Source organism: Streptomyces sp. AC627_RSS907 (assembly GCF_019049165.1).
On record NZ_JAGMUE010000051.1, the window covers coordinates 26,687 to 43,495 of the forward strand.

The following is a 16,809-nucleotide window of genomic DNA, read 5'->3' on the forward strand; positions in this document are numbered from 1 at the left end:
TGCGGCGGCCCCGGCGTATTCCCACGCTCGTACGGCAGGATGTGCCCATGCCCAGTGCAGAATCGACGCCAGCGACCGCGCACGAGCCGGATCCGGTGCAGCCGACCGAAGAGGACACGGTTGCTGCGGCCGGCAGCGAGCTGATCGGAGGCCCGATCGGCCGACGCGCCCTGCTCGGCACGTCCTGGTGGACCCCCGTGCGGGTGATCGCGCTCGTGGCGATCGGCATGTTCGTCCTCGGCCTGGTCCAGAAGGCGCCCTGCTACAACGGGGCCTGGTTCTTCGGTGCCAGCTCTCAGTACACACATGCCTGCTACTCGGATATTCCGCACCTCTATCAGGGACGCGGGTTCGCCGATGGGCTCGTGCCGTACTTCGACAAGCTCCCCGGCGACATGGAGTACCTCGAGTACCCCGTGCTGACCGGCGTGTTCATGGAGGTCGCGACCTGGCTCACCCCCGGCAGCGGCACGATCCAGGACCAGGAGCAGTGGTACTGGATGGTCAACGCCGGGATGCTCATGGTGTGCGCGTCCGTCATCGCCGTCTGCGTGACCCGCACGCACACCCGGCGCCCCTGGGACGGCTTGCTGGTGGCGCTCGCGCCCGCTCTCGCGCTCACCGCCACCGTCAACTGGGACCTTCTCGCGGTCGCCCTGACGTCCGCCGCGATCCTGATGTGGTCGCGGGGACGTTCACTGGCCTTCGGTGTTCTGCTGGGCCTGGCCACGGCCGCCAAGCTCTACCCCTTCCTGATTCTCGGCCCGCTTCTCGTGCTGTGCTGGCGTGCGGGCAAATGGCGGGAGTTCGGCAAGGGGCTGGGGGGCGCGGCCGTCGCCTGGCTCGTGGTGAACCTGCCGGTCATGCTCTTCGCCTTCGACGGATGGTCGAAGTTCTACACGTTCAGTCAGGAACGGGGCGTCGACTTCGGGTCCTTCTGGCTGATCCTGACGCACAACTCCGACGACCCGCCCAGCACCGAGACCGTCAACACGCTCGCCACGCTCCTGATGCTGCTGTGCTGCGGCGCCATCGCGGCGCTCACGCTGACCGCCCCCCGGCGTCCGCGGTTCACCCAGCTCGCCTTCCTGATCGTCGCGGCGTTCATCCTCACCAACAAGGTCTACTCACCGCAGTACGTGCTGTGGCTGGTACCGCTGGCCGCACTGGCCCGGCCGAAGTGGCGGGACTTCCTGATCTGGCAGGCGTGCGAGGTGGTCTACTTCCTCGGCATCTGGATGTATCTCGCCTACACGACCAGTGGCGACGCCCACAAGGGACTGCCGACGGACGGCTACCACTGGGCCATCGGTGCGCACTTGGCGGGAACGCTGTTCCTGTGCGTCATGGTCGTGCGCGACATCCTGATGCCGGACCGGGACCCGGTCCGGCGGGCGGGCGACGACGACCCGTCGGGTGGTGTGCTCGACGGCGCGGAGGACGTCTTCGTTCTGGGCCCCGCCGCTCGGACCGAGCAGCCCGCGGCCCCCTTCGAAGGGCCACCGGTGAAGTGGGGCACGAGACAGCAGACAGGTGGTTCGCTCTGAGCGAACGCGCGCCGGGCCGTACACGGAGACATCGTGTACGGCCCGCCCGCTAGCGGTCGAGGATCCGGTCGAACTGCGTGGTGGTGTGTCGCAGATGGGCCACCAACTCGTCACCCACCGTGGGCTCCGGCGCGTCCGAGGGCACGAAAAGGATCGACACCTGCATGTGCGGCGGCTCCGCGAACCAGCGCTGTTTGCCGCCCCACACGAACGGTGAGAGGTTGCGGTTGACCGTGGCGAGGCCGGCCCGGGCAACACCCTTGGCGCGCGGCATGACGCCGTGCAGCGCCTTCGGGGCCTCCAGACCCACGCCGTGCGACGTTCCGCCCGCCACGACCACGAGGTAGCCGTCGGAGGCCACCTTCTGCTGCCAGTAGCCGAAGCGCTCGCCCTTGCTCACGCGCGTGACGTCCAGGACCGCGCCGCGGTACTCGGTGGCGTCGTGGTCCCCCAGCCACAGGCGCGTGCCGATCCGGGCCCGGAAACGCGTCTGAGGGAACTGCTGCTGGAGCCGGGCGAGTTCCTCTGCCTTGAGGTGGCTGACGAACATCGTGTGCAGGGGCAGCCGGGCAGCGCGCAGCCGGTCCATCCAGCCGATGACCTCCTCGACGGCGTCCGAACCGTCGGTGCGGTCCAGCGGCAGATGGATGGCGAAGCCCTCCAGCCGGACGTTCTCTATGGCGGCGTGCAGATGCGGCAGGTCCTGCTCGCTGATGCCGTGCCGCTTCATCGAGGACATCACCTCGATGACCACTCGCGCGCCCACGAGGCCGTACACGCCGTCGACGGACGACACCGAGCGCACGACCCGGTCGGGCAGCGGCACGGGCTCCTCGCCACGCCGGTACGGAGTCAGCACCAGCAGGTCGCCACCGAAGAAGTCCTTGATCCGGGCGGCCTCATAGGTCGTGCCGACGGCCAGCACGTCCGACCCCAGCCGCGTGGCCTCCTCCGCCAGCCGCTCGTGGCCGAAGCCGTAGCCGTTGCCCTTGCAGACCGGGACCAGCCCGGGGAACTGCTCCTGCACGTGCTTGTGGTGCGCCCGCCAGCGCGCGGTGTCGACGTAGAGCGTGAGCGCCATGGCCGGACCTGGGACCTTTCTCGTGGCTGCGGTGTGTCAGAGGTGGGAGGGACGGTCGGAGCTGCGGTGCCGCTACCGACGCTACTGGAGCCGGGGACGGGGGTCAGCGGCGCGACATGTAGATGTCGAGCGCCTTGTGGAGGAGCTTGTTCAGCGGGAAGTCCCACTCGCCGAGGTACTCGGCCGCCTGCCCGCCCGTGCCGACCTTGAACTGGATCAGGCCGAAGAGGTGGTCGCTCTCGTCCAGGGAGTCGGAGATACCGCGCAGGTCGTAGACGGTGGCGCCCAGGGCGTAGGCGTCACGCAGCATGGCCCACTGCATCGCGTTCGAGGGCCGGACCTCACGGCCGATGTTGTCGGAGGCGCCGTAGGAGTACCAGACGTGTCCGCCGACGACCAGCATGGTCGCCGCCGAGAGGTTCACCCCGTTGTGCCGGGCGAAGTACAGCCGCATGCGGTTGGGGTCCTCGTTGTTGAGGGCGGCCCACATGCGCTGGAAGTACGAGAGCGGACGCGGCCGGAAGCGGTCGCGCACGGCCGTGATCTCGTACAGGCGCTGCCACTCCTCGAGGTCGTAGTAGCCCCCCTGGACCACCTCGACACCGGCCTTCTCGGCCTTCTTGATGTTGCGGCGCCACAGCTGGTTGAAGTTCTTGTGCACCTCTTCCAGGGAGCGGTTGGCCAGCGGCACCTGGAAGACGTACCGGGGCTGCACGTCACCGAAGCCGGCGCCGCCGTCCTCGCCCTGCTGCCAGCCCATGCGGCGCAGCTTGTCGGCCACCTCGAAGGCGCGCGGCTCGATGTGGTCGGCCTCTATGTCGCGCAGGCGCTTGACGTCGGGGTCCTGGATGCCCTTCTTGATGGACGCGGCGTCCCAGCGACGGATGATCACCGGCGGGCCCATCTTCACCGAGAAGGCGCCCTGCTGCTTGAGGTGCGCCAGCATCGGCTCGATCCAGTCCTGGAGGTTCGGTGCGAACCAGTTGATGACCGGGCCTTCGGGGAGGTAGGCGAGGTAGCGCTTGATCTTGGGCAGCTGCCGGTAGAGCACGAGACCCGCGCCGACCAGCTCACCGGTCCGGTCGTCGAACCAGCCGAGGTTCTCCGAGCGCCATTCCGCCTTCACGTCCGCCCAGGCCGGCACCTGCATGTGACTCGCCGCCGGCAGGCTCTGGATGTAGGCCAGATGCTGCTCGCGGCTGATGGTCCTCAGGGTCAGGCTCATTCGGGGCGCTCCTCGGGCTGGTGTGTCCCCATGGGTACAGGGGCTCCGGCTCTCGCGCGAAGCCTACTGCGCCCTGCGAGCGCCCCGTCCGGCGTACGGGGGGAAGCGCCTTGTCCGGTGGAGGACGGCGGCCGGGGCTCAGCCGAACAGCCCGCCGTTGTGGAGGCCGAAGAACAGGCCGAGCGCGCAGGCCCCGAGACCCAGCACCAGGCCGAAGCGCTCACGTGTCGTCTCGGAGATGAGCTGACCGTACCCGCCGGTCAGGACTCCCAGCAGTCCGGCCCACGAGGTCAGGATGTGGAGCCCCTCGAAGCCGGCGGTGACGAGGGCGAGCACTCCGAGCACCAGTGTCACGGCGAGCAGCGTGTCCTGGAGGGGGTGCGGTTTTCCGTCGGTGGCCAGCAAGCCGGTCCTTGGCTTGGCGGATCGCATGATCTGTGCCATGGGGAACCTCCTGCCGAAGGGAGTGCGCATTGGCCCTTCACATCCGCTGAGTACCGATTGTGTCCCTTCACCGGCGGATTTCAACCGCAAGGGGACGGGCGGGTACTCTGTACCTTCTGCACTGGTGTCTGCTGCCTCCACGGCCGGGCCCCCTCCTCGGAGGCCCGATTGTCAGTGGGTCCTGGTTTACTCATAGATGCCGGTGCCAACGCATCGCAACCCTCCTGCCACGGAACGACCGTGGCCGCTGAGTCCAAAGGAGGTGGGTTCCACATGCGTCACTACGAGGTGATGGTCATCCTCGACCCCGATCTCGAGGAGCGCGCTGTCTCCCCGCTGATCGAGAACTTCCTCTCCGTCGTCCGTGATGGCGGCGGAAAGGTCGAGAAGGTCGACACCTGGGGCCGTCGTCGTCTCTCGTACGAGATCAAGAAGAAGCCCGAGGGCATCTACTCGGTCATCGACCTGCAGGCCGAGCCTGCGGTCGTCAAGGAGCTCGACCGCCAGATGAACCTGAACGAGTCGGTCCTCCGGACCAAGGTCCTCCGTCCCGAGACCCACTGAGCCCTTTCGCTCAGCCGATCTCGGGATCCGAGTAGCACAAGCAGCCAGCAGCAAACCCGCCGAGAGGTTCCCCCATGGCAGGCGAGACCGTCATCACGGTCATCGGCAATCTTGTCGACGACCCCGAGCTGCGCTTCACCCCGTCCGGTGCGGCCGTCGCGAAGTTCCGTGTCGCGTCCACTCCCCGCACCTTCGACCGCCAGACGAACGAGTGGAAGGACGGCGAAAGCCTCTTCCTGACCTGTTCGGTCTGGCGCCAGGCGGCGGAGAACGTCGCCGAGTCGCTCCAGCGAGGCATGCGCGTCATCGTGCAGGGCCGGCTGAAGCAGCGGTCCTACGAGGACCGTGAGGGCGTCAAGCGCACGGTCTACGAGCTGGATGTCGACGAGGTCGGCGCCAGCCTGCGCAGTGCCACGGCCAAGGTCACCAAGACCTCGGGCCAGGGCCGCGGCGGCCAGGGCGGTTACGGCGGCGGTGGCGCCCAGGGTGGCGGCGGCTGGGGCGGCGGCCCCGGCGGTGGCCAGCAGGGCGGCGGCGCTCCGGCCGACGACCCGTGGGCGACCGGCGCTCCCGCCGGTGGCAACCAGGGCGGTGGCGGCCAGGGCGGCGGCTGGGGCGGCGGCTCCGGCGGCGGTGGCGGCTACTCGGACGAGCCCCCCTTCTAGGTGGGCCGTACCCACACTTCTTGATCACACAGGAGAAACATCATGGCGAAGCCGCCTGTGCGCAAGCCGAAGAAGAAGGTCTGCGCATTCTGCAAGGACAAGGTCACGTACGTGGACTACAAGGACACGAACATGCTGCGGAAGTTCATTTCCGACCGCGGCAAGATCCGTGCCCGCCGCGTGACCGGCAACTGCACGCAGCACCAGCGTGACGTCGCCACGGCCGTGAAGAACAGCCGTGAGATGGCACTGCTGCCCTACACCTCCACCGCGCGATAAGGGAAGGGTGACCGAAACATGAAGATCATCCTCACCCACGAGGTCTCCGGCCTCGGTGCCGCGGGCGACGTCGTCGATGTCAAGGACGGCTACGCCCGTAACTACCTGATCCCGCGGAAGTTCGCGATCCGCTGGACCAAGGGCGGCGAGAAGGACGTCGAGCAGATTCGTCGTGCTCGCAAGATCCACGAGATCCAGACCATCGAGCAGGCCAACCAGGTGAAGGCCCAGCTCGAGGGTGTGAAGGTCCGCCTGGCCGTCCGCTCGGGCGATGCCGGTCGTCTCTTCGGCTCCGTCACCCCGGCCGACATCGCTTCGGCGATCAAGGCTGCCGGTGGCCCCGAGGTCGACAAGCGCCGCATCGAGCTCGGCTCGCCGATCAAGACCCTGGGCGCCCACGAGACGTCCGTGCGTCTGCACCCCGAGGTTGACGCCAAGGTCAGCATCGAGGTCGTCGCGGCCTGAGTCCTGCACTCGCTGAGGCACTAGCGGGGGCCGCATCTCCCGGCTGGGAGATGCGGCCCTTTCTCATGTTTCTGTTCTGCGGTGAGCTCGGCGTTTCACGTGAAACGGTCAGCGCGTCGCGCCTGTGACGACCCAACGACCTGATCGAGTGCGCAGCCACAGCGTGGCCATCCGCATGGTCATCATGAGCGTCATGGCCGCCCACAAGGCGGTGAGCCCGCCGCCGAGCGTCGGGACGAGCAGCGCCGCAGGGGTGAAGACCGCCAGGGTCAGCAGCATTGCCCAGGCGAGGTACGGGCCGTCACCCGCACCCATGAGAACGCCGTCCAGGACGAAGACCACTCCACAGACCGGTTGTGACACGGCCACGATCACCAGGGCGGGCAGAGCGGCGGCCTTGACCGTGGCATCACCGGTGAACAGGGGCAGGAACACCGGGCGGGACAGCACCACGAGCAGACCGAGTACGACCCCGACCGCGATGCCCCACTCCACCATCCTGCGGCAGGCGTCGCGGGCGCCTTGGGCGTCACCGGCTCCCAGGTAGCGCCCGATGATGGCCTGCCCGGCGATGGCGATGGCATCGAGGGCGAAGGCCAGCAGACTCCACAGAGACAGAATGATCTGGTGGGCCGCTATGTCGGCGTCGCCGAGTCGAGCGGCCACGGCTGTGGCGATCATGAGGATCGCCCGGAGGGACAGGGTGCGCACCAGCAGGGGTACCCCGGCCTGAGCGGACGCCTTGATCCCGGCAATGTCGGGGCGCAGGGAGGCGCCGTGGCGTCGAGCTCCGCGGACGACCACCCAGAGGTACACCACGGCCATGCCGCACTGGGCGATGACCGTTCCCCAGGCGGAGCCGGCGATACCCAGGTCGGCGCCGTAGACGAGCCCGACATTGAGGACGGCGTTGGCGACGAATCCGGCGATGGCCACGTAGAGCGGGGTCCGGGTGTTCTGGAGTCCCCGCAGTACACCGGTCGAGGCCAGCACCACGAGCATGGCAGGGATGCCGAGCGAGGAGATCCGCAGATACGTGGTGGCGTACGGGGCCGCGGTGTCGGAGGCGCCGAAGAGTTCGACGAGGGACGGGGCCGTCGGGAGGACGACGGCTATGACGGCGGCGCCGAGGAGCAGCGCCAGCCAGATGCCGTCCATGCCCTGGCGAATGGCGGACGGCAGGTCACCCGCGCCGACGCGTCGGGCGACGGCAGCCGTGGTGGCGTAGGCGAGGAAGACGAAGACACTGACGGCTGTGGTGAGCAGGGCCGATGCGATGCCGAGACCGGCGAGTTGTGCGGTGCCGAGATGGCCGACGATCGCACTGTCGGCCAGGACGAAGAGGGGCTCGGCGACGAGAGCGCCGAAGGCCGGGACGGCCAGCGCGATGATCTCTCGGTCGTGCTGGCGCCGGGCAGTCCGGGAGCGCGCGGGGGCCTGTGTCATGAGCACCAATCTAATCGTCCACAGGTAAGAGATGCAACGCTTCAATGACCCTTACTCGCCGTCGCGGGGTGTGGACTTCCGGGTCCAGCTCGAAGCAATCTTGAGCCGGTGCGGAAAGTTTTTCTTCTGCACAGCCGGTGGACGGTAAAGCTGCAGCTCAGGGAGTTTTCGGAGCGGGCGGCGAGGGCTTGTTCACAGGGCTGTCCACCGGGTCGTGCACAGGTTTCGAGGAGTTCTCCACAGCATCTGGCCGGTCGTCCACATGGCCTGTGGATAACCAGATTGGCTGACGGTGCCCGCAGGCCTACGGTGGTCCGGCGCCTGCTCCCAGCGTCGGCTTGTGAACCCTTACAAAACCGACGCGTCAGGACCGGAGTTGGGCGTCTTATTTGTCAGTGCCGTGCCGTAGAAATGAGGGGCACGGCGAGGTCCGCTCGGCGGACGGGAGGAGGTGGCTCGGTGAGCATTTCCGAGCCCTTGGACGACCCGTGGGCCGACAGCGGTCCCAGTGATCGTCTGCCCGCTTCCCGCCGCCGGGGTGACGCGGGACGTGGCCGCGACGAACAGCACGAGCGCGGCCCGGACACCAGTGCGTGGGACGGCGGCGGGCCGTCTTTCGAACGGGTGCCGCCGCAGGACCTGGATGCCGAGCAGTCCGTTCTCGGCGGCATGCTCCTGTCCAAGGACGCCATCGCCGACGTCGTCGAGATCCTCAAGGGCCACGACTTCTACAAGCCGGCCCACGAGACGGTCTACCAGGCCATCCTCGACGTCTACGCCAAGGGCGAGCCGGCCGACCCGATCACCATCGCCGCCGAACTCACCAAGCGCGGCGAGATCAACAAGGTCGGTGGGGCCTCGTACCTGCACACCCTCGTGCAGACGGTGCCGACGGCTGCGAACGCCGCGTACTACGCGGAGATCGTGCACGAGCGAGCCGTCCTGCGCCGACTGGTGGAGGCCGGTACACGGATCACGCAGATGGGATACGCGGCCGACGACGACGTCGACGAGATCGTCAACCGCGCCCAGGCCGAGATCTACGCCGTCACAGAGCAGCGCACCAGTGAGGACTATCTGCCGCTCGGCGACATCATGGAGGGCGCGCTCGACGAGATCGAGGCGATCGGGTCGCGCAGCGGCGAGATGACCGGTGTCCCCACGGGTTTCACCGACTTCGATTCGTTGACCAACGGTCTGCACCCCGGCCAGATGATCGTCATCGCCGCGCGTCCCGCCATGGGTAAGTCAACGCTCGCGCTGGACTTCGCGCGGGCCGCCTCGATCAAGAACAACCTGCCCAGTGTCATCTTCTCGCTCGAAATGGGGCGCAACGAGATCGCGATGCGGCTGCTGTCCGCCGAGGCCCGCGTCGCACTGCACCACATGCGGTCCGGCACGATGACGGACGACGACTGGACCCGTCTGGCCCGCCGGATGCCGGACGTCTCGGCTGCCCCGCTCTACATCGACGACTCCCCGAACCTGTCGATGATGGAGATCCGCGCGAAGTGCCGGCGGCTCAAGCAGCGCAACGACCTCAAGCTGGTCGTCATCGACTATCTCCAGCTGATGCAGTCCGGCGGGTCCAAGCGGGCCGAGAGCCGTCAGCAGGAGGTCTCGGACATGTCCCGTAACCTCAAGCTCCTGGCCAAGGAGCTGGAGATCCCGGTCATCGCGCTCTCCCAGCTGAACCGTGGTCCCGAGCAGCGCACCGACAAGAAGCCGATGGTGTCCGACCTGCGCGAGTCCGGATCCATCGAGCAGGACGCCGACATGGTCATCCTGCTGCACCGCGAGGACGCTTACGAGAAGGAGTCGCCGCGTGCGGGCGAGGCCGACCTGATCGTGGCCAAGCACCGTAACGGTCCGACGGCCACGATCACCGTCGCCTTTCAGGGCCACTACTCACGTTTCGTGGACATGGCGCAGACCTGACCCCCCGGCACGGGCGAAATCGGCTCGACGCGGGACGCCTGGCCCGGTGGACTGGGGGCATGACGACACCTCAGGAAGAGCTGCTCCCCGCCACCCGCCGAGCGTTGCTGCATCGGATCGCTGTGGCCCAGGCCGAAGGACGTACACCGTCGCTCGTCGCCGCGGTCGTCCGGGACGGGCGCACTGTGTGGCACGGTGCGCGGACCTCGGTCGACGGCCATGGCCCCGACGAGAACGTGCAGTACCGGATCGGTTCGATCACCAAGACGTTCACCGCTGTTCTGGTCCTGCGGCTGCGCGACGAGGGCGTGCTCGACCTCGGGGATCCGCTGGAGAAGCATCTGCCGGGTACCGGGGCGGGAGAGGCCACGATCGCCGAGCTGCTGGCGCACTCCGGTGGACTGGCCGCCGAGTCGCCGGCGCCGTGGTGGGAGCGGACGCCCGGGTCTCTGCGGCCCGAGCTCGCTGATGTGCTGGGCAAGCAGCCTCTTCTGCACCCGGTGGGCCGTCGGCATCACTATTCGAACCCGGGCTATACCCTGCTCGGCGCGCTGGTCGAGAAGCTGCGTGGCGCTCCGTGGGAGGACGTGCTGCGGCGGGAGGTTCTGGAACCGCTGGGTCTGGGCCGTACGACCGCGCGACCGCGGGCGCCCCATGCCGGTGGCTGGGCGGTGCATCCGTGGGCCGACGTGTTGCTGGCCGAGCCCGTCGAGGACCTGGGGCTGATGGCACCGGCCGGTCAGCTCTGGTCCACCACTGGAGACCTGGCGCGGTTCGCCGTCTTCCTGGCGAGGGGAGACGACAGGGTGCTGAGCGCGGAGACCGTGCGGGAGATGCGCACACCTGCGGCACCGGTGGAGGCCGCGGATGTCATGGACGGTGCGGCGTACGGCCTCGGCCTGCAGATCCAGCACCGGGACGGGCGCCTGCTCGTGGGACACTCCGGCTCTCTGCCGGGCTTCCTGGCCAACCTCACCATCAGCGTCGAGGACGACGTGGCCGCGGTGGCTTTGACCAACTGCACCTCTGGTCCGCTGCTGGCCGGGGTGGGTGCCGATCTGGTCCGCATCGTGGCCGAGGCGGAACCCCGCATCCCGGAACCGTGGCGTCCCTTGCCGGAAGCGGATCCCTCCGTACTGGAGTTGGCCGGCCAGTGGTACTGGGGGACCCACGCCTTCGCCCTGCGGCTGACACCTGACGGGGGAGTCTCCCTGGAACCGTTGTCGGGCCCTGGCCGCCGCTCCTGCTTCCGGGCCAATGGCGACGGTACCTGGACGGGACTGGAGGGCTACTACGCCGGGGAACTTCTCCGCGTCGTGCGGCGACAGGAGGGGAGCGTGAGTCACCTTGACCTTGGCTCGTTCGTATTCACACGCCAGCCGTACGACGAAGGTGCTCCTGTGCCCGGTGGTGTGGACCCGGAGGGGTGGCGAGGGATGGCCTGAGTGTCGGTCTGTTCCCGTGTGCTGTCCCGTTTCACGTGAAACGGGACAGCACACGGAGGGCCTCACGGCTGGAGCCCGCGTTCAGAGCTGGAGTTTGAAGCCCGTGTGCGAGGGCTCGAAGCCAAGGCGCTCGTAGAAGCGGTGGGCGTCGGTACGGGTCTTGTCCGAGGTGAGCTGTACCAGGTGGCATCCCTGCCGCCGTGACTCGTCGATCGCCCACTCGATCAGCTGTGTGCCCAGTCCGCTGCCGCGTTCGTCGGCGTGGATCCGTACCCCTTCGATGATCGACCGGGTGGAACCGCGCCGGGACAGGCCGGGCACGATCGTCAGCTGGAGGGTGCCGACGACACGGTCGTCGCGTACGGCGACGACCAGGTGCTGGTTCGGATCGGCGGTGAGTCGTTCGAACGCTGCCAGGTAGGGGCTCATGTCGTCCGGCGACTCGCGCTGGGCGCCCAGGGGGTCGTCGGCGAGCATGGCGACGATCGCTAGGACGTCATCCTTGGCGGTGGGGCGTATTGCAAGATCTCCCATGACTCGCACCTTACGCAGCGAGACCGTCGCGAATACGGGACCCCGGGTGGACCGGCCCTGGCTAAGCGGGCACCGGTGACTTGAGCGTCTCCACGACCCGGACCAGCGGGGCCAGCTCCGGGTTCTTGGCCGCCTCGTCGAGAGCTTCCCGCAGAGCGGCGTCATTGGTGGGCCGTGCCTGGTCCAGCAGTTCCAGGCCGGCCCCGGTGACGTTGGTGTAGATGCCGCGACGGTCCGTGGGGCACAAGTAGCGCTCGAGCAGCCCCCGGTCCTCGAGCCGGGTGACCAGGCGCGTGGTGGCGCTCTGGCTGAGGACGACGGCGTCGGCGACCTGCTTCATCTGCAGATGACCCCCGTCACCGTCGTGCTGTCGGCTGAGCACATCGAGCAGGGAGTACTCCCGCACGCTCAGATCATGCCCGGCCTGCAGCGCGCGCTCGATGTGGGCCTCGATCCTCCCGTGCAGCAGGGAGAGGGCGCACCAGCCCTGGGAGAGAGCGGTGAGCGCGGGGTCCGTCGCCGTCATGTCTTTCCTCCGTCCCGGAGCGGTTGAGACCAGGGTAGACCATCTCCGCAATTGCCAGCGGTTGCGGATAGCCAGCGTATGCAACTATTGTGGACGCTCGTAAAGTGCTCCTGTAATCGTTTTGGAAGGTATCCCCATGCCTCTCGCGCTTCTGGCCCTCGCGATCGGGGCCTTCGGAATCGGAACGACCGAGTTCGTGATCATGGGCCTGCTGCCCGAGGTCGCGAGCGACTACGGGGTGTCCATCCCCACCGCCGGCCTGCTGGTGACCGGATACGCGCTCGGCGTGATGTTCGGTGCCCCGCTGATGACCGTGCTCGGCACCAAGATCCCGCGCAAGCGGATGCTGATGCTGCTGATGGGGCTGTTCATCGTGGGCAACCTGCTCTCCGCCCTCGCTCCCACCTTCTCGGTCATGCTGATCGGCCGTGTGGTCGCCTCACTCGCACACGGCGCCTTCTTCGGCATCGGATCGGTCGTCGCCGCCGACCTGGTCGCCCCCGACAAGAAGGCCGGCGCGATCGCGATGATGTTCACCGGGCTGACCGTCGCCAACGTCGTCGGCGTTCCCCTCGGAACGCTCGTCGGGCAGTCCGTCGGCTGGCGCGTCACCTTCGCCGCCGTCGCCGCACTCGGCGTCATCGGCCTGGCCGGTGTCGCCAAGCTGGTCCCCGACATGCCCAGGGCTGAAGGCGTGCGACTGCGCCACGAACTGGCCGCGTTCAAGAACGTCCAGGTCCTGCTCGCGATGGCCATGACCGTTCTCGGCTTCGGCGGTGTTTTCGCGGCCATCACCTACATCGCGCCGATGATGACCCACGTGGCGGGTTTCGCGGACGGCTCGGTCACCTGGCTGCTGGTCCTCTTCGGCCTTGGCATGGTCGGCGGCAACCTGGTCGGCGGCAGGTTCGCCGACCGTGCCCTGATGCCCATGCTGTACGTCTCCCTGGGCGCCCTGGCCGTCGTGCTCGCCCTCTTCACGCTCACCGCGCACAACAAGATCGCGTCGGCCGTGACCATCGCCCTGATCGGCGCTCTGGGCTTCGCCACCGTCCCGCCGCTGCAGAAGCGCGTTCTGGACCACGCGCACGGCGCCCCGACGCTGGCCTCGGCCGTGAACATCGGCGCCTTCAACCTCGGCAACGCGCTCTCCGCCTGGCTGGGGGGCGTCGTCATCGCGGCGGGGTTCGGCTACACCGCCCCGAACTGGGTCGGTGCCGTACTGGCCGCCGCCGCCCTGGTCCTCGCGGTCCTCTCGGCCGTCATCGAACGGCGGGACAGCGTCCCCAGCGAGGTCGTCGCGAGCTCCGTCCCCGCCGAGCAGCCGACCGTCGCCCACCACTGAACCACCCCGGCCGCAGCGGGATCGGGGCCAGGGCCGTCCCCGCGCCCCCGCGGCTCACCCCGCCTCGGGACCACCGAGGCCGCACCACCGGACACCGACCAAGGAGAACCACCCCATGAGCACCACCGCTGTCGCCCCGCTGACGATTCAGGACGCCGAGGCCCTCGTCAGCGCGGCCCACCGCGCAGCCGAGACGGCCGGGGTCACCGTCAGCGTCACCGTCCTCGACGCCGGAGGCCACCTGCTCGCGTTCCGTCGTGACGACCGGGCCGTGCTGATCTCCGGAGAGACCAGTACACGCAAGGCCTACACGGCGCTTCAGCTGGACACCCCGACCGCCGACCTCGTCGAGGCGGTACAGCCCGGAGGTCTCTTCCACACCCTGCCCACCGCACTCGACCGGCCACTGCTGTTCATCGCGGGTGGTGTACCGGTACACCGCGACGGCCGGCTGATCGGTGCGGTCGGAGTGGGCGGAGGAGCGCCGGAACAGGACCACGCCTTCGCCACGGCGGCGGTGGAGACCCTCGCCTGACGACGACCGCCGTACGCACGAAGCCGGTGCCCGGGACGTCCTCGGGCACCGGCTTCGTTCCATCGGACGCCGGGCTACCGCGAAGGGTCAGCCCGCCGCCACGGTGAGCGGGGCGAAACGCCGGTTCCAGTCCCCGGGCAGCTCCGTGATTCCGTACGTCATGACCGCGTTGTGGGAGACGGACGCGAGCCCGTGCTCCCCGACCCAGGCCAGCAGCTCCTCGTGCCGGACGTCGATGTCGGTGCGCAGCGGGCGGTCGGTGCGGGCGGCGAGGGAGGCGATCAGTGCCTTGGCGGTCTCGGTGTCGCGGGCGATCAGCGGGCCCACGACATGGGTGTCCATGTTGGGCCAGGCCGCGGCGTACCCGATGAGCCGGCCGTCCTCCTCGGCGACGCGCAGATGGTCGGTGAAGGCCGGCAGCCGCGTGATGACGTGCGTGCGGTCGGCGCCGAACACCTCCTCGTCGAGCCGGAGGATCGCGGCCAGGTCCTCGGCCGTCGCCGCACGTGTGGCGATCCGGGGATCGGGCCCGCCCGGAGTGAAGCGCCCGCGCACCATCTCGGCCTGACCGGTGGTCTTGAACCCCAGCTCTTCGTAGAGCGGTCGGCCGTACGGAGTCGCGTGCAGGGTCAGGGGCGTCGTCCCCAGCTCCGCGACGACGTGCCGCATCAGCCGGCGTCCGACGCCCTGGCGTGCATGCCGCTCCGCGACCAGCACCATGCCGATGGCGGCGAGGGAGGGACGATCGTGCGGCCCGTACTCGGTGACCGTGCAGGCACTGACCAGGCCACCGTCGGGGTCGTCGATGCCGTATCCCTTCCCGGCTGTGAGGAGGAACCCCCACTTGTGCTCCTCGCGCGGCCACCCCCGGTTCTCGGACAGGTCGGCGCAGGCGGTGAGATCGCGGAGCGTCAGACGGCGGATCGGCAGTGAGGTGAGGGAAGGTGTCGGCACGCAGGTCAGGCTGTCCGACAGCAGCCCTCCGCGTCCACCTCTTTCCGGTGGAACACGCGAGCTTTTGGCCATGTTGTGTCCGAGTGCACAGCGGCCGGACATCTGTTGGACGCCACACCGACCGGCCAGGGCCGGTGCCGCGGTGGGTCAGCCGAGGTCGGGCGCGTGCATGGCCCGCACGCCTTCGATGTTGCCGTCCAGATAGTGCCGCAGCGACAGCGGCACGAGGTGGACGGAGGCGATTCCGACGCGGGTGAACGGTACCCGGACGATCTCGTACTCGCCGGCGGGCTCCTCGACCTCGGGTCCGTGGCGCCGGGAGGGGTCCATGGATTCCAGGTGGCAGACGAAGAAGTGCTGCACCTTCACGCCGGTCGCGCCACCGTCCTCGCCGATGTGCTCCACGGTGTCCACGAAGCACGGGACCACATCGGTGATCTTGGCGCCGAGTTCCTCGTGCACTTCGCGGTGCAGCGCGTCCACGACGGTTGCGTCACCGGGCTCCACGCCGCCTCCGGGAGTGACCCAGTAGGGGTCGATGCCGGACTTGGTGCGCTTGATCAGGATCAGGTCGTCGCCGTCCAGGAGAACGGCGCGGGCGGTGCGCTTGACCACGGGTCGGACGGTCATGGGAGAAATGTGGCCCGACTGGTTCCACGTGAAACATCGCGGAGCCCCGCGCGCGAGTGCGCCGGCTCAGTTCCAGTCGGCGGCAGCCCGCAGCAGCCACTCATGGGCCCGGGCGATGTGCGGCATCGCCAACGTGCCGGTACGCACCACCAGAAAGTACGTCCGTAGCGGAGGGACCGCCGGAGCATGCAGGGCGAGGACGTCCCCGCGTTCCAGTGCCTCGGCGCACAGGTAGCGGGGCAGCACGGCGAGGCCGGCGCCGGCGATCGCGCAGGCGAGCACCGCACGCAGGTCGGGGGCGACGACCGTGCCCGGAGCGGTCGGGCAGGTGTCGAAGACCGTGGCCCAGTAACGGGCGACGAAGGGCAGCGACTCGTGCACCTCGACCACGGGGATGTGCTCCAGGGCGGATGCCGTGGAGCGGCGGGGCGCGCCGGTTTCGGTGGTCGCCGCCCAGCGAGGCGCGGCGACCAGAACGTGTTCCTCGTCGCAGAGCGCAGTAGCCGTGAGCAGCGCGCCGCGTGGTCGGGCCGTGCTGATGGCCAGATCGTGGTGACCGGCGGACAGCCCTTCCAGGATCTCCTCGGCTTTCCCGAACGAGGCGCGCAGCCCGAAGCCCCGTCCGTCCTCCCCGGTGAGCTCGGAGAGCGCGGGCAGCGCCCGCTCGGCGGTGAACTCGAGCGGTCCGCCGAGGTGCAGTGTCCGCAGGGAGGACTCGTCGTCCAGCCCGGCCTCGGTGATCTCCACCAGGGCATCGAGATGGGGTGCGGCCTTGTGGGCGAGCTCGTCGCCGATGGTGGTCGGGGTCACGCCGCGGGCCTGCCTCAGGAACAGGGGGCGGCCGAGCTGCCGCTCCAGCGTGCGGATCTGGGAGGTGACCGCGGGCTGGGAGAGGCCGAGCAGGGCTGCCGCACGGGTGAAGGAACCGGCCCGGTGCACTGTCACGAAGGTGCGCAGCAAGGCCAGGTCCATGGCGCCCCCTCTCCCTCTTCTGTTCTGCTCCAGCCCCCCGACCGCGCCCAACTATAAATATGTCGATAGGTCGCTGTCGCTACTGTGATTGGACACTGACGCAGAGTCAACTAGCCTTAATCACGCGGTTCTTCGCGCGCAGAACCGGAGGACGGTCCGAGTCACGAGGGGGGAGGCTCGGACCGTCCGTCGTACCCGGCCGGGCCCGTGCGGC

General features: G+C 68.7%; 18 protein-coding genes. 9 read left to right on the forward strand and 9 right to left on the reverse strand.

The genetic code is table 11. The annotated features are described in order from the left end of the window. Positions 1–47 precede the first annotated feature (47 nt). The gene (locus KUM32_RS13900) at positions 48–1,547 is read left to right on the forward strand and encodes a glycosyltransferase family 87 protein (RefSeq protein ID WP_217142169.1); all 1,500 of its coding nucleotides are present in this window, start codon (positions 48–50) and stop codon (positions 1,545–1,547) included. 49 nt (positions 1,548–1,596) lie between these two features. Here KUM32_RS13900 and KUM32_RS13905 read toward each other — a convergent pair whose 3' ends face one another. The 3 genes from KUM32_RS13905 to KUM32_RS13915 all read right to left on the reverse strand — a co-directional run bounded on the left by KUM32_RS13905 (position 1,597) and on the right by KUM32_RS13915 (position 4,297). After that, a complete protein-coding gene (locus tag KUM32_RS13905) occupies positions 1,597–2,628 on the reverse strand; it encodes an alanine racemase (protein WP_217142170.1) in 1,032 nt (343 codons plus the stop codon). A gap of 103 nt (positions 2,629–2,731) precedes the next feature. Then, the gene (gene femX, locus KUM32_RS13910) at positions 2,732–3,853 is read right to left on the reverse strand and encodes a peptidoglycan bridge formation glycyltransferase FemX (RefSeq protein ID WP_217142171.1); all 1,122 of its coding nucleotides are present in this window, start codon (positions 3,851–3,853) and stop codon (positions 2,732–2,734) included. Positions 3,854–3,991: 138 nt separating this feature from the next. Further along, complete coding sequence (locus KUM32_RS13915; RefSeq protein WP_217142172.1) at positions 3,992–4,297, reverse strand: hypothetical protein; 306 nt, start codon at positions 4,295–4,297, stop codon at positions 3,992–3,994. A 273-nt stretch (positions 4,298–4,570) separates the two neighbouring features. On the opposite strand from KUM32_RS13915, the gene rpsF reads away from it, so the two are divergent. From rpsF to rplI, 4 genes are all read left to right on the forward strand, one after another. Further along, on the forward strand, positions 4,571–4,861 hold the full coding sequence (gene rpsF, locus KUM32_RS13920; RefSeq protein WP_004985983.1) for a 30S ribosomal protein S6: 291 nt from the start codon (positions 4,571–4,573) through the stop codon (positions 4,859–4,861). A 74-nt stretch (positions 4,862–4,935) separates the two neighbouring features. Then, the gene (locus tag KUM32_RS13925) at positions 4,936–5,526 is read left to right on the forward strand and encodes a single-stranded DNA-binding protein (RefSeq protein WP_217142173.1); all 591 of its coding nucleotides are present in this window, start codon (positions 4,936–4,938) and stop codon (positions 5,524–5,526) included. 42 nt (positions 5,527–5,568) lie between these two features. Beyond that, positions 5,569–5,805, forward strand: a complete 237-nt coding sequence (gene rpsR, locus KUM32_RS13930; protein ID WP_003949403.1) for a 30S ribosomal protein S18 — start codon at positions 5,569–5,571, stop codon at positions 5,803–5,805. Positions 5,806–5,823: 18 nt separating this feature from the next. Further along, positions 5,824–6,270 carry a 50S ribosomal protein L9 gene (gene rplI, locus KUM32_RS13935; RefSeq protein WP_217142174.1) on the forward strand — a complete coding sequence of 149 codons (447 nt, stop codon included), beginning with the start codon at positions 5,824–5,826 and terminating at the stop codon, positions 6,268–6,270. A 108-nt stretch (positions 6,271–6,378) separates the two neighbouring features. Here the strand turns inward: rplI and KUM32_RS13940 are convergent, their stop codons facing one another. Then, positions 6,379–7,716: an MATE family efflux transporter gene (locus tag KUM32_RS13940; RefSeq protein ID WP_217142175.1), complete on the reverse strand. Its 1,338-nt coding sequence runs from the start codon at positions 7,714–7,716 to the stop codon at positions 6,379–6,381. A 459-nt stretch (positions 7,717–8,175) separates the two neighbouring features. On the opposite strand from KUM32_RS13940, the gene dnaB reads away from it, so the two are divergent. Next, complete coding sequence (gene dnaB, locus KUM32_RS13945; protein ID WP_217142176.1) at positions 8,176–9,654, forward strand: replicative DNA helicase; 1,479 nt, start codon at positions 8,176–8,178, stop codon at positions 9,652–9,654. Between the two features lie 59 nt (positions 9,655–9,713). After that, complete coding sequence (locus KUM32_RS13950) at positions 9,714–11,099, forward strand: serine hydrolase (protein WP_217142177.1); 1,386 nt, start codon at positions 9,714–9,716, stop codon at positions 11,097–11,099. Between the two features lie 81 nt (positions 11,100–11,180). Here the strand turns inward: KUM32_RS13950 and KUM32_RS13955 are convergent, their stop codons facing one another. Both KUM32_RS13955 and KUM32_RS13960 read right to left on the reverse strand, forming a co-directional pair. After that, entirely contained in the window at positions 11,181–11,633 is a 453-nt protein-coding gene (locus tag KUM32_RS13955; protein WP_217142178.1) for a GNAT family N-acetyltransferase, read from the reverse strand. 61 nt (positions 11,634–11,694) lie between these two features. Continuing rightward, entirely contained in the window at positions 11,695–12,159 is a 465-nt protein-coding gene (locus tag KUM32_RS13960) for a MarR family winged helix-turn-helix transcriptional regulator (protein ID WP_217142179.1), read from the reverse strand. A gap of 136 nt (positions 12,160–12,295) precedes the next feature. On the opposite strand from KUM32_RS13960, the gene KUM32_RS13965 reads away from it, so the two are divergent. Both KUM32_RS13965 and KUM32_RS13970 read left to right on the forward strand, forming a co-directional pair. Continuing rightward, positions 12,296–13,504, forward strand: coding sequence for an MFS transporter (locus KUM32_RS13965; RefSeq protein ID WP_217142180.1), 1,209 nt, complete (start codon positions 12,296–12,298; stop codon positions 13,502–13,504). 115 nt (positions 13,505–13,619) lie between these two features. Beyond that, positions 13,620–14,039, forward strand: a complete 420-nt coding sequence (locus tag KUM32_RS13970) for a heme-binding protein (RefSeq protein ID WP_217142181.1) — start codon at positions 13,620–13,622, stop codon at positions 14,037–14,039. Positions 14,040–14,126: 87 nt separating this feature from the next. On the opposite strand, the gene KUM32_RS13975 is transcribed toward KUM32_RS13970, so the two are convergent. The 3 genes from KUM32_RS13975 to KUM32_RS13985 all read right to left on the reverse strand — a co-directional run bounded on the left by KUM32_RS13975 (position 14,127) and on the right by KUM32_RS13985 (position 16,595). Beyond that, positions 14,127–14,993 (reverse strand): GNAT family N-acetyltransferase, encoded by an 867-nt coding sequence (locus KUM32_RS13975; protein WP_217142182.1) that lies wholly within the window; start codon positions 14,991–14,993, stop codon positions 14,127–14,129. A gap of 147 nt (positions 14,994–15,140) precedes the next feature. Then, positions 15,141–15,623 (reverse strand): NUDIX domain-containing protein, encoded by a 483-nt coding sequence (locus KUM32_RS13980; RefSeq protein ID WP_217142183.1) that lies wholly within the window; start codon positions 15,621–15,623, stop codon positions 15,141–15,143. 66 nt (positions 15,624–15,689) lie between these two features. Then, positions 15,690–16,595 carry a LysR family transcriptional regulator gene (locus KUM32_RS13985; protein WP_217142184.1) on the reverse strand — a complete coding sequence of 302 codons (906 nt, stop codon included), beginning with the start codon at positions 16,593–16,595 and terminating at the stop codon, positions 15,690–15,692. Positions 16,596–16,809: the final 214 nt, after the last annotated feature.

What these genes read in the sequence shown, in the direction of transcription:
- KUM32_RS13915 (WP_217142172.1), bottom strand. Translation starts at nt 4,297, where the DNA reads ATGGCACAGATCATGCGATCCGCCAAGCCAAGGACCGGCTTGCTGGCC.
- KUM32_RS13950 (WP_217142177.1), top strand. Translation starts at nt 9,714, where the DNA reads ATGACGACACCTCAGGAAGAGCTGCTCCCCGCCACCCGCCGAGCGTTG.
- KUM32_RS13965 (WP_217142180.1), top strand. Translation starts at nt 12,296, where the DNA reads ATGCCTCTCGCGCTTCTGGCCCTCGCGATCGGGGCCTTCGGAATCGGA.
- KUM32_RS13960 (WP_217142179.1), bottom strand. Translation starts at nt 12,159, where the DNA reads ATGACGGCGACGGACCCCGCGCTCACCGCTCTCTCCCAGGGCTGGTGC.
- KUM32_RS13900 (WP_217142169.1), top strand. Translation starts at nt 48, where the DNA reads ATGCCCAGTGCAGAATCGACGCCAGCGACCGCGCACGAGCCGGATCCG.
- KUM32_RS13980 (WP_217142183.1), bottom strand. Translation starts at nt 15,623, where the DNA reads ATGACCGTCCGACCCGTGGTCAAGCGCACCGCCCGCGCCGTTCTCCTG.
- KUM32_RS13925 (WP_217142173.1), top strand. Translation starts at nt 4,936, where the DNA reads ATGGCAGGCGAGACCGTCATCACGGTCATCGGCAATCTTGTCGACGAC.
- KUM32_RS13955 (WP_217142178.1), bottom strand. Translation starts at nt 11,633, where the DNA reads ATGGGAGATCTTGCAATACGCCCCACCGCCAAGGATGACGTCCTAGCG.
- KUM32_RS13985 (WP_217142184.1), bottom strand. Translation starts at nt 16,595, where the DNA reads ATGGACCTGGCCTTGCTGCGCACCTTCGTGACAGTGCACCGGGCCGGT.
- KUM32_RS13905 (WP_217142170.1), bottom strand. Translation starts at nt 2,628, where the DNA reads ATGGCGCTCACGCTCTACGTCGACACCGCGCGCTGGCGGGCGCACCAC.
- rplI (WP_217142174.1), top strand. Translation starts at nt 5,824, where the DNA reads ATGAAGATCATCCTCACCCACGAGGTCTCCGGCCTCGGTGCCGCGGGC.
- femX (WP_217142171.1), bottom strand. Translation starts at nt 3,853, where the DNA reads ATGAGCCTGACCCTGAGGACCATCAGCCGCGAGCAGCATCTGGCCTAC.
- KUM32_RS13970 (WP_217142181.1), top strand. Translation starts at nt 13,620, where the DNA reads ATGAGCACCACCGCTGTCGCCCCGCTGACGATTCAGGACGCCGAGGCC.
- rpsF (WP_004985983.1), top strand. Translation starts at nt 4,571, where the DNA reads ATGCGTCACTACGAGGTGATGGTCATCCTCGACCCCGATCTCGAGGAG.
- KUM32_RS13940 (WP_217142175.1), bottom strand. Translation starts at nt 7,716, where the DNA reads ATGACACAGGCCCCCGCGCGCTCCCGGACTGCCCGGCGCCAGCACGAC.
- rpsR (WP_003949403.1), top strand. Translation starts at nt 5,569, where the DNA reads ATGGCGAAGCCGCCTGTGCGCAAGCCGAAGAAGAAGGTCTGCGCATTC.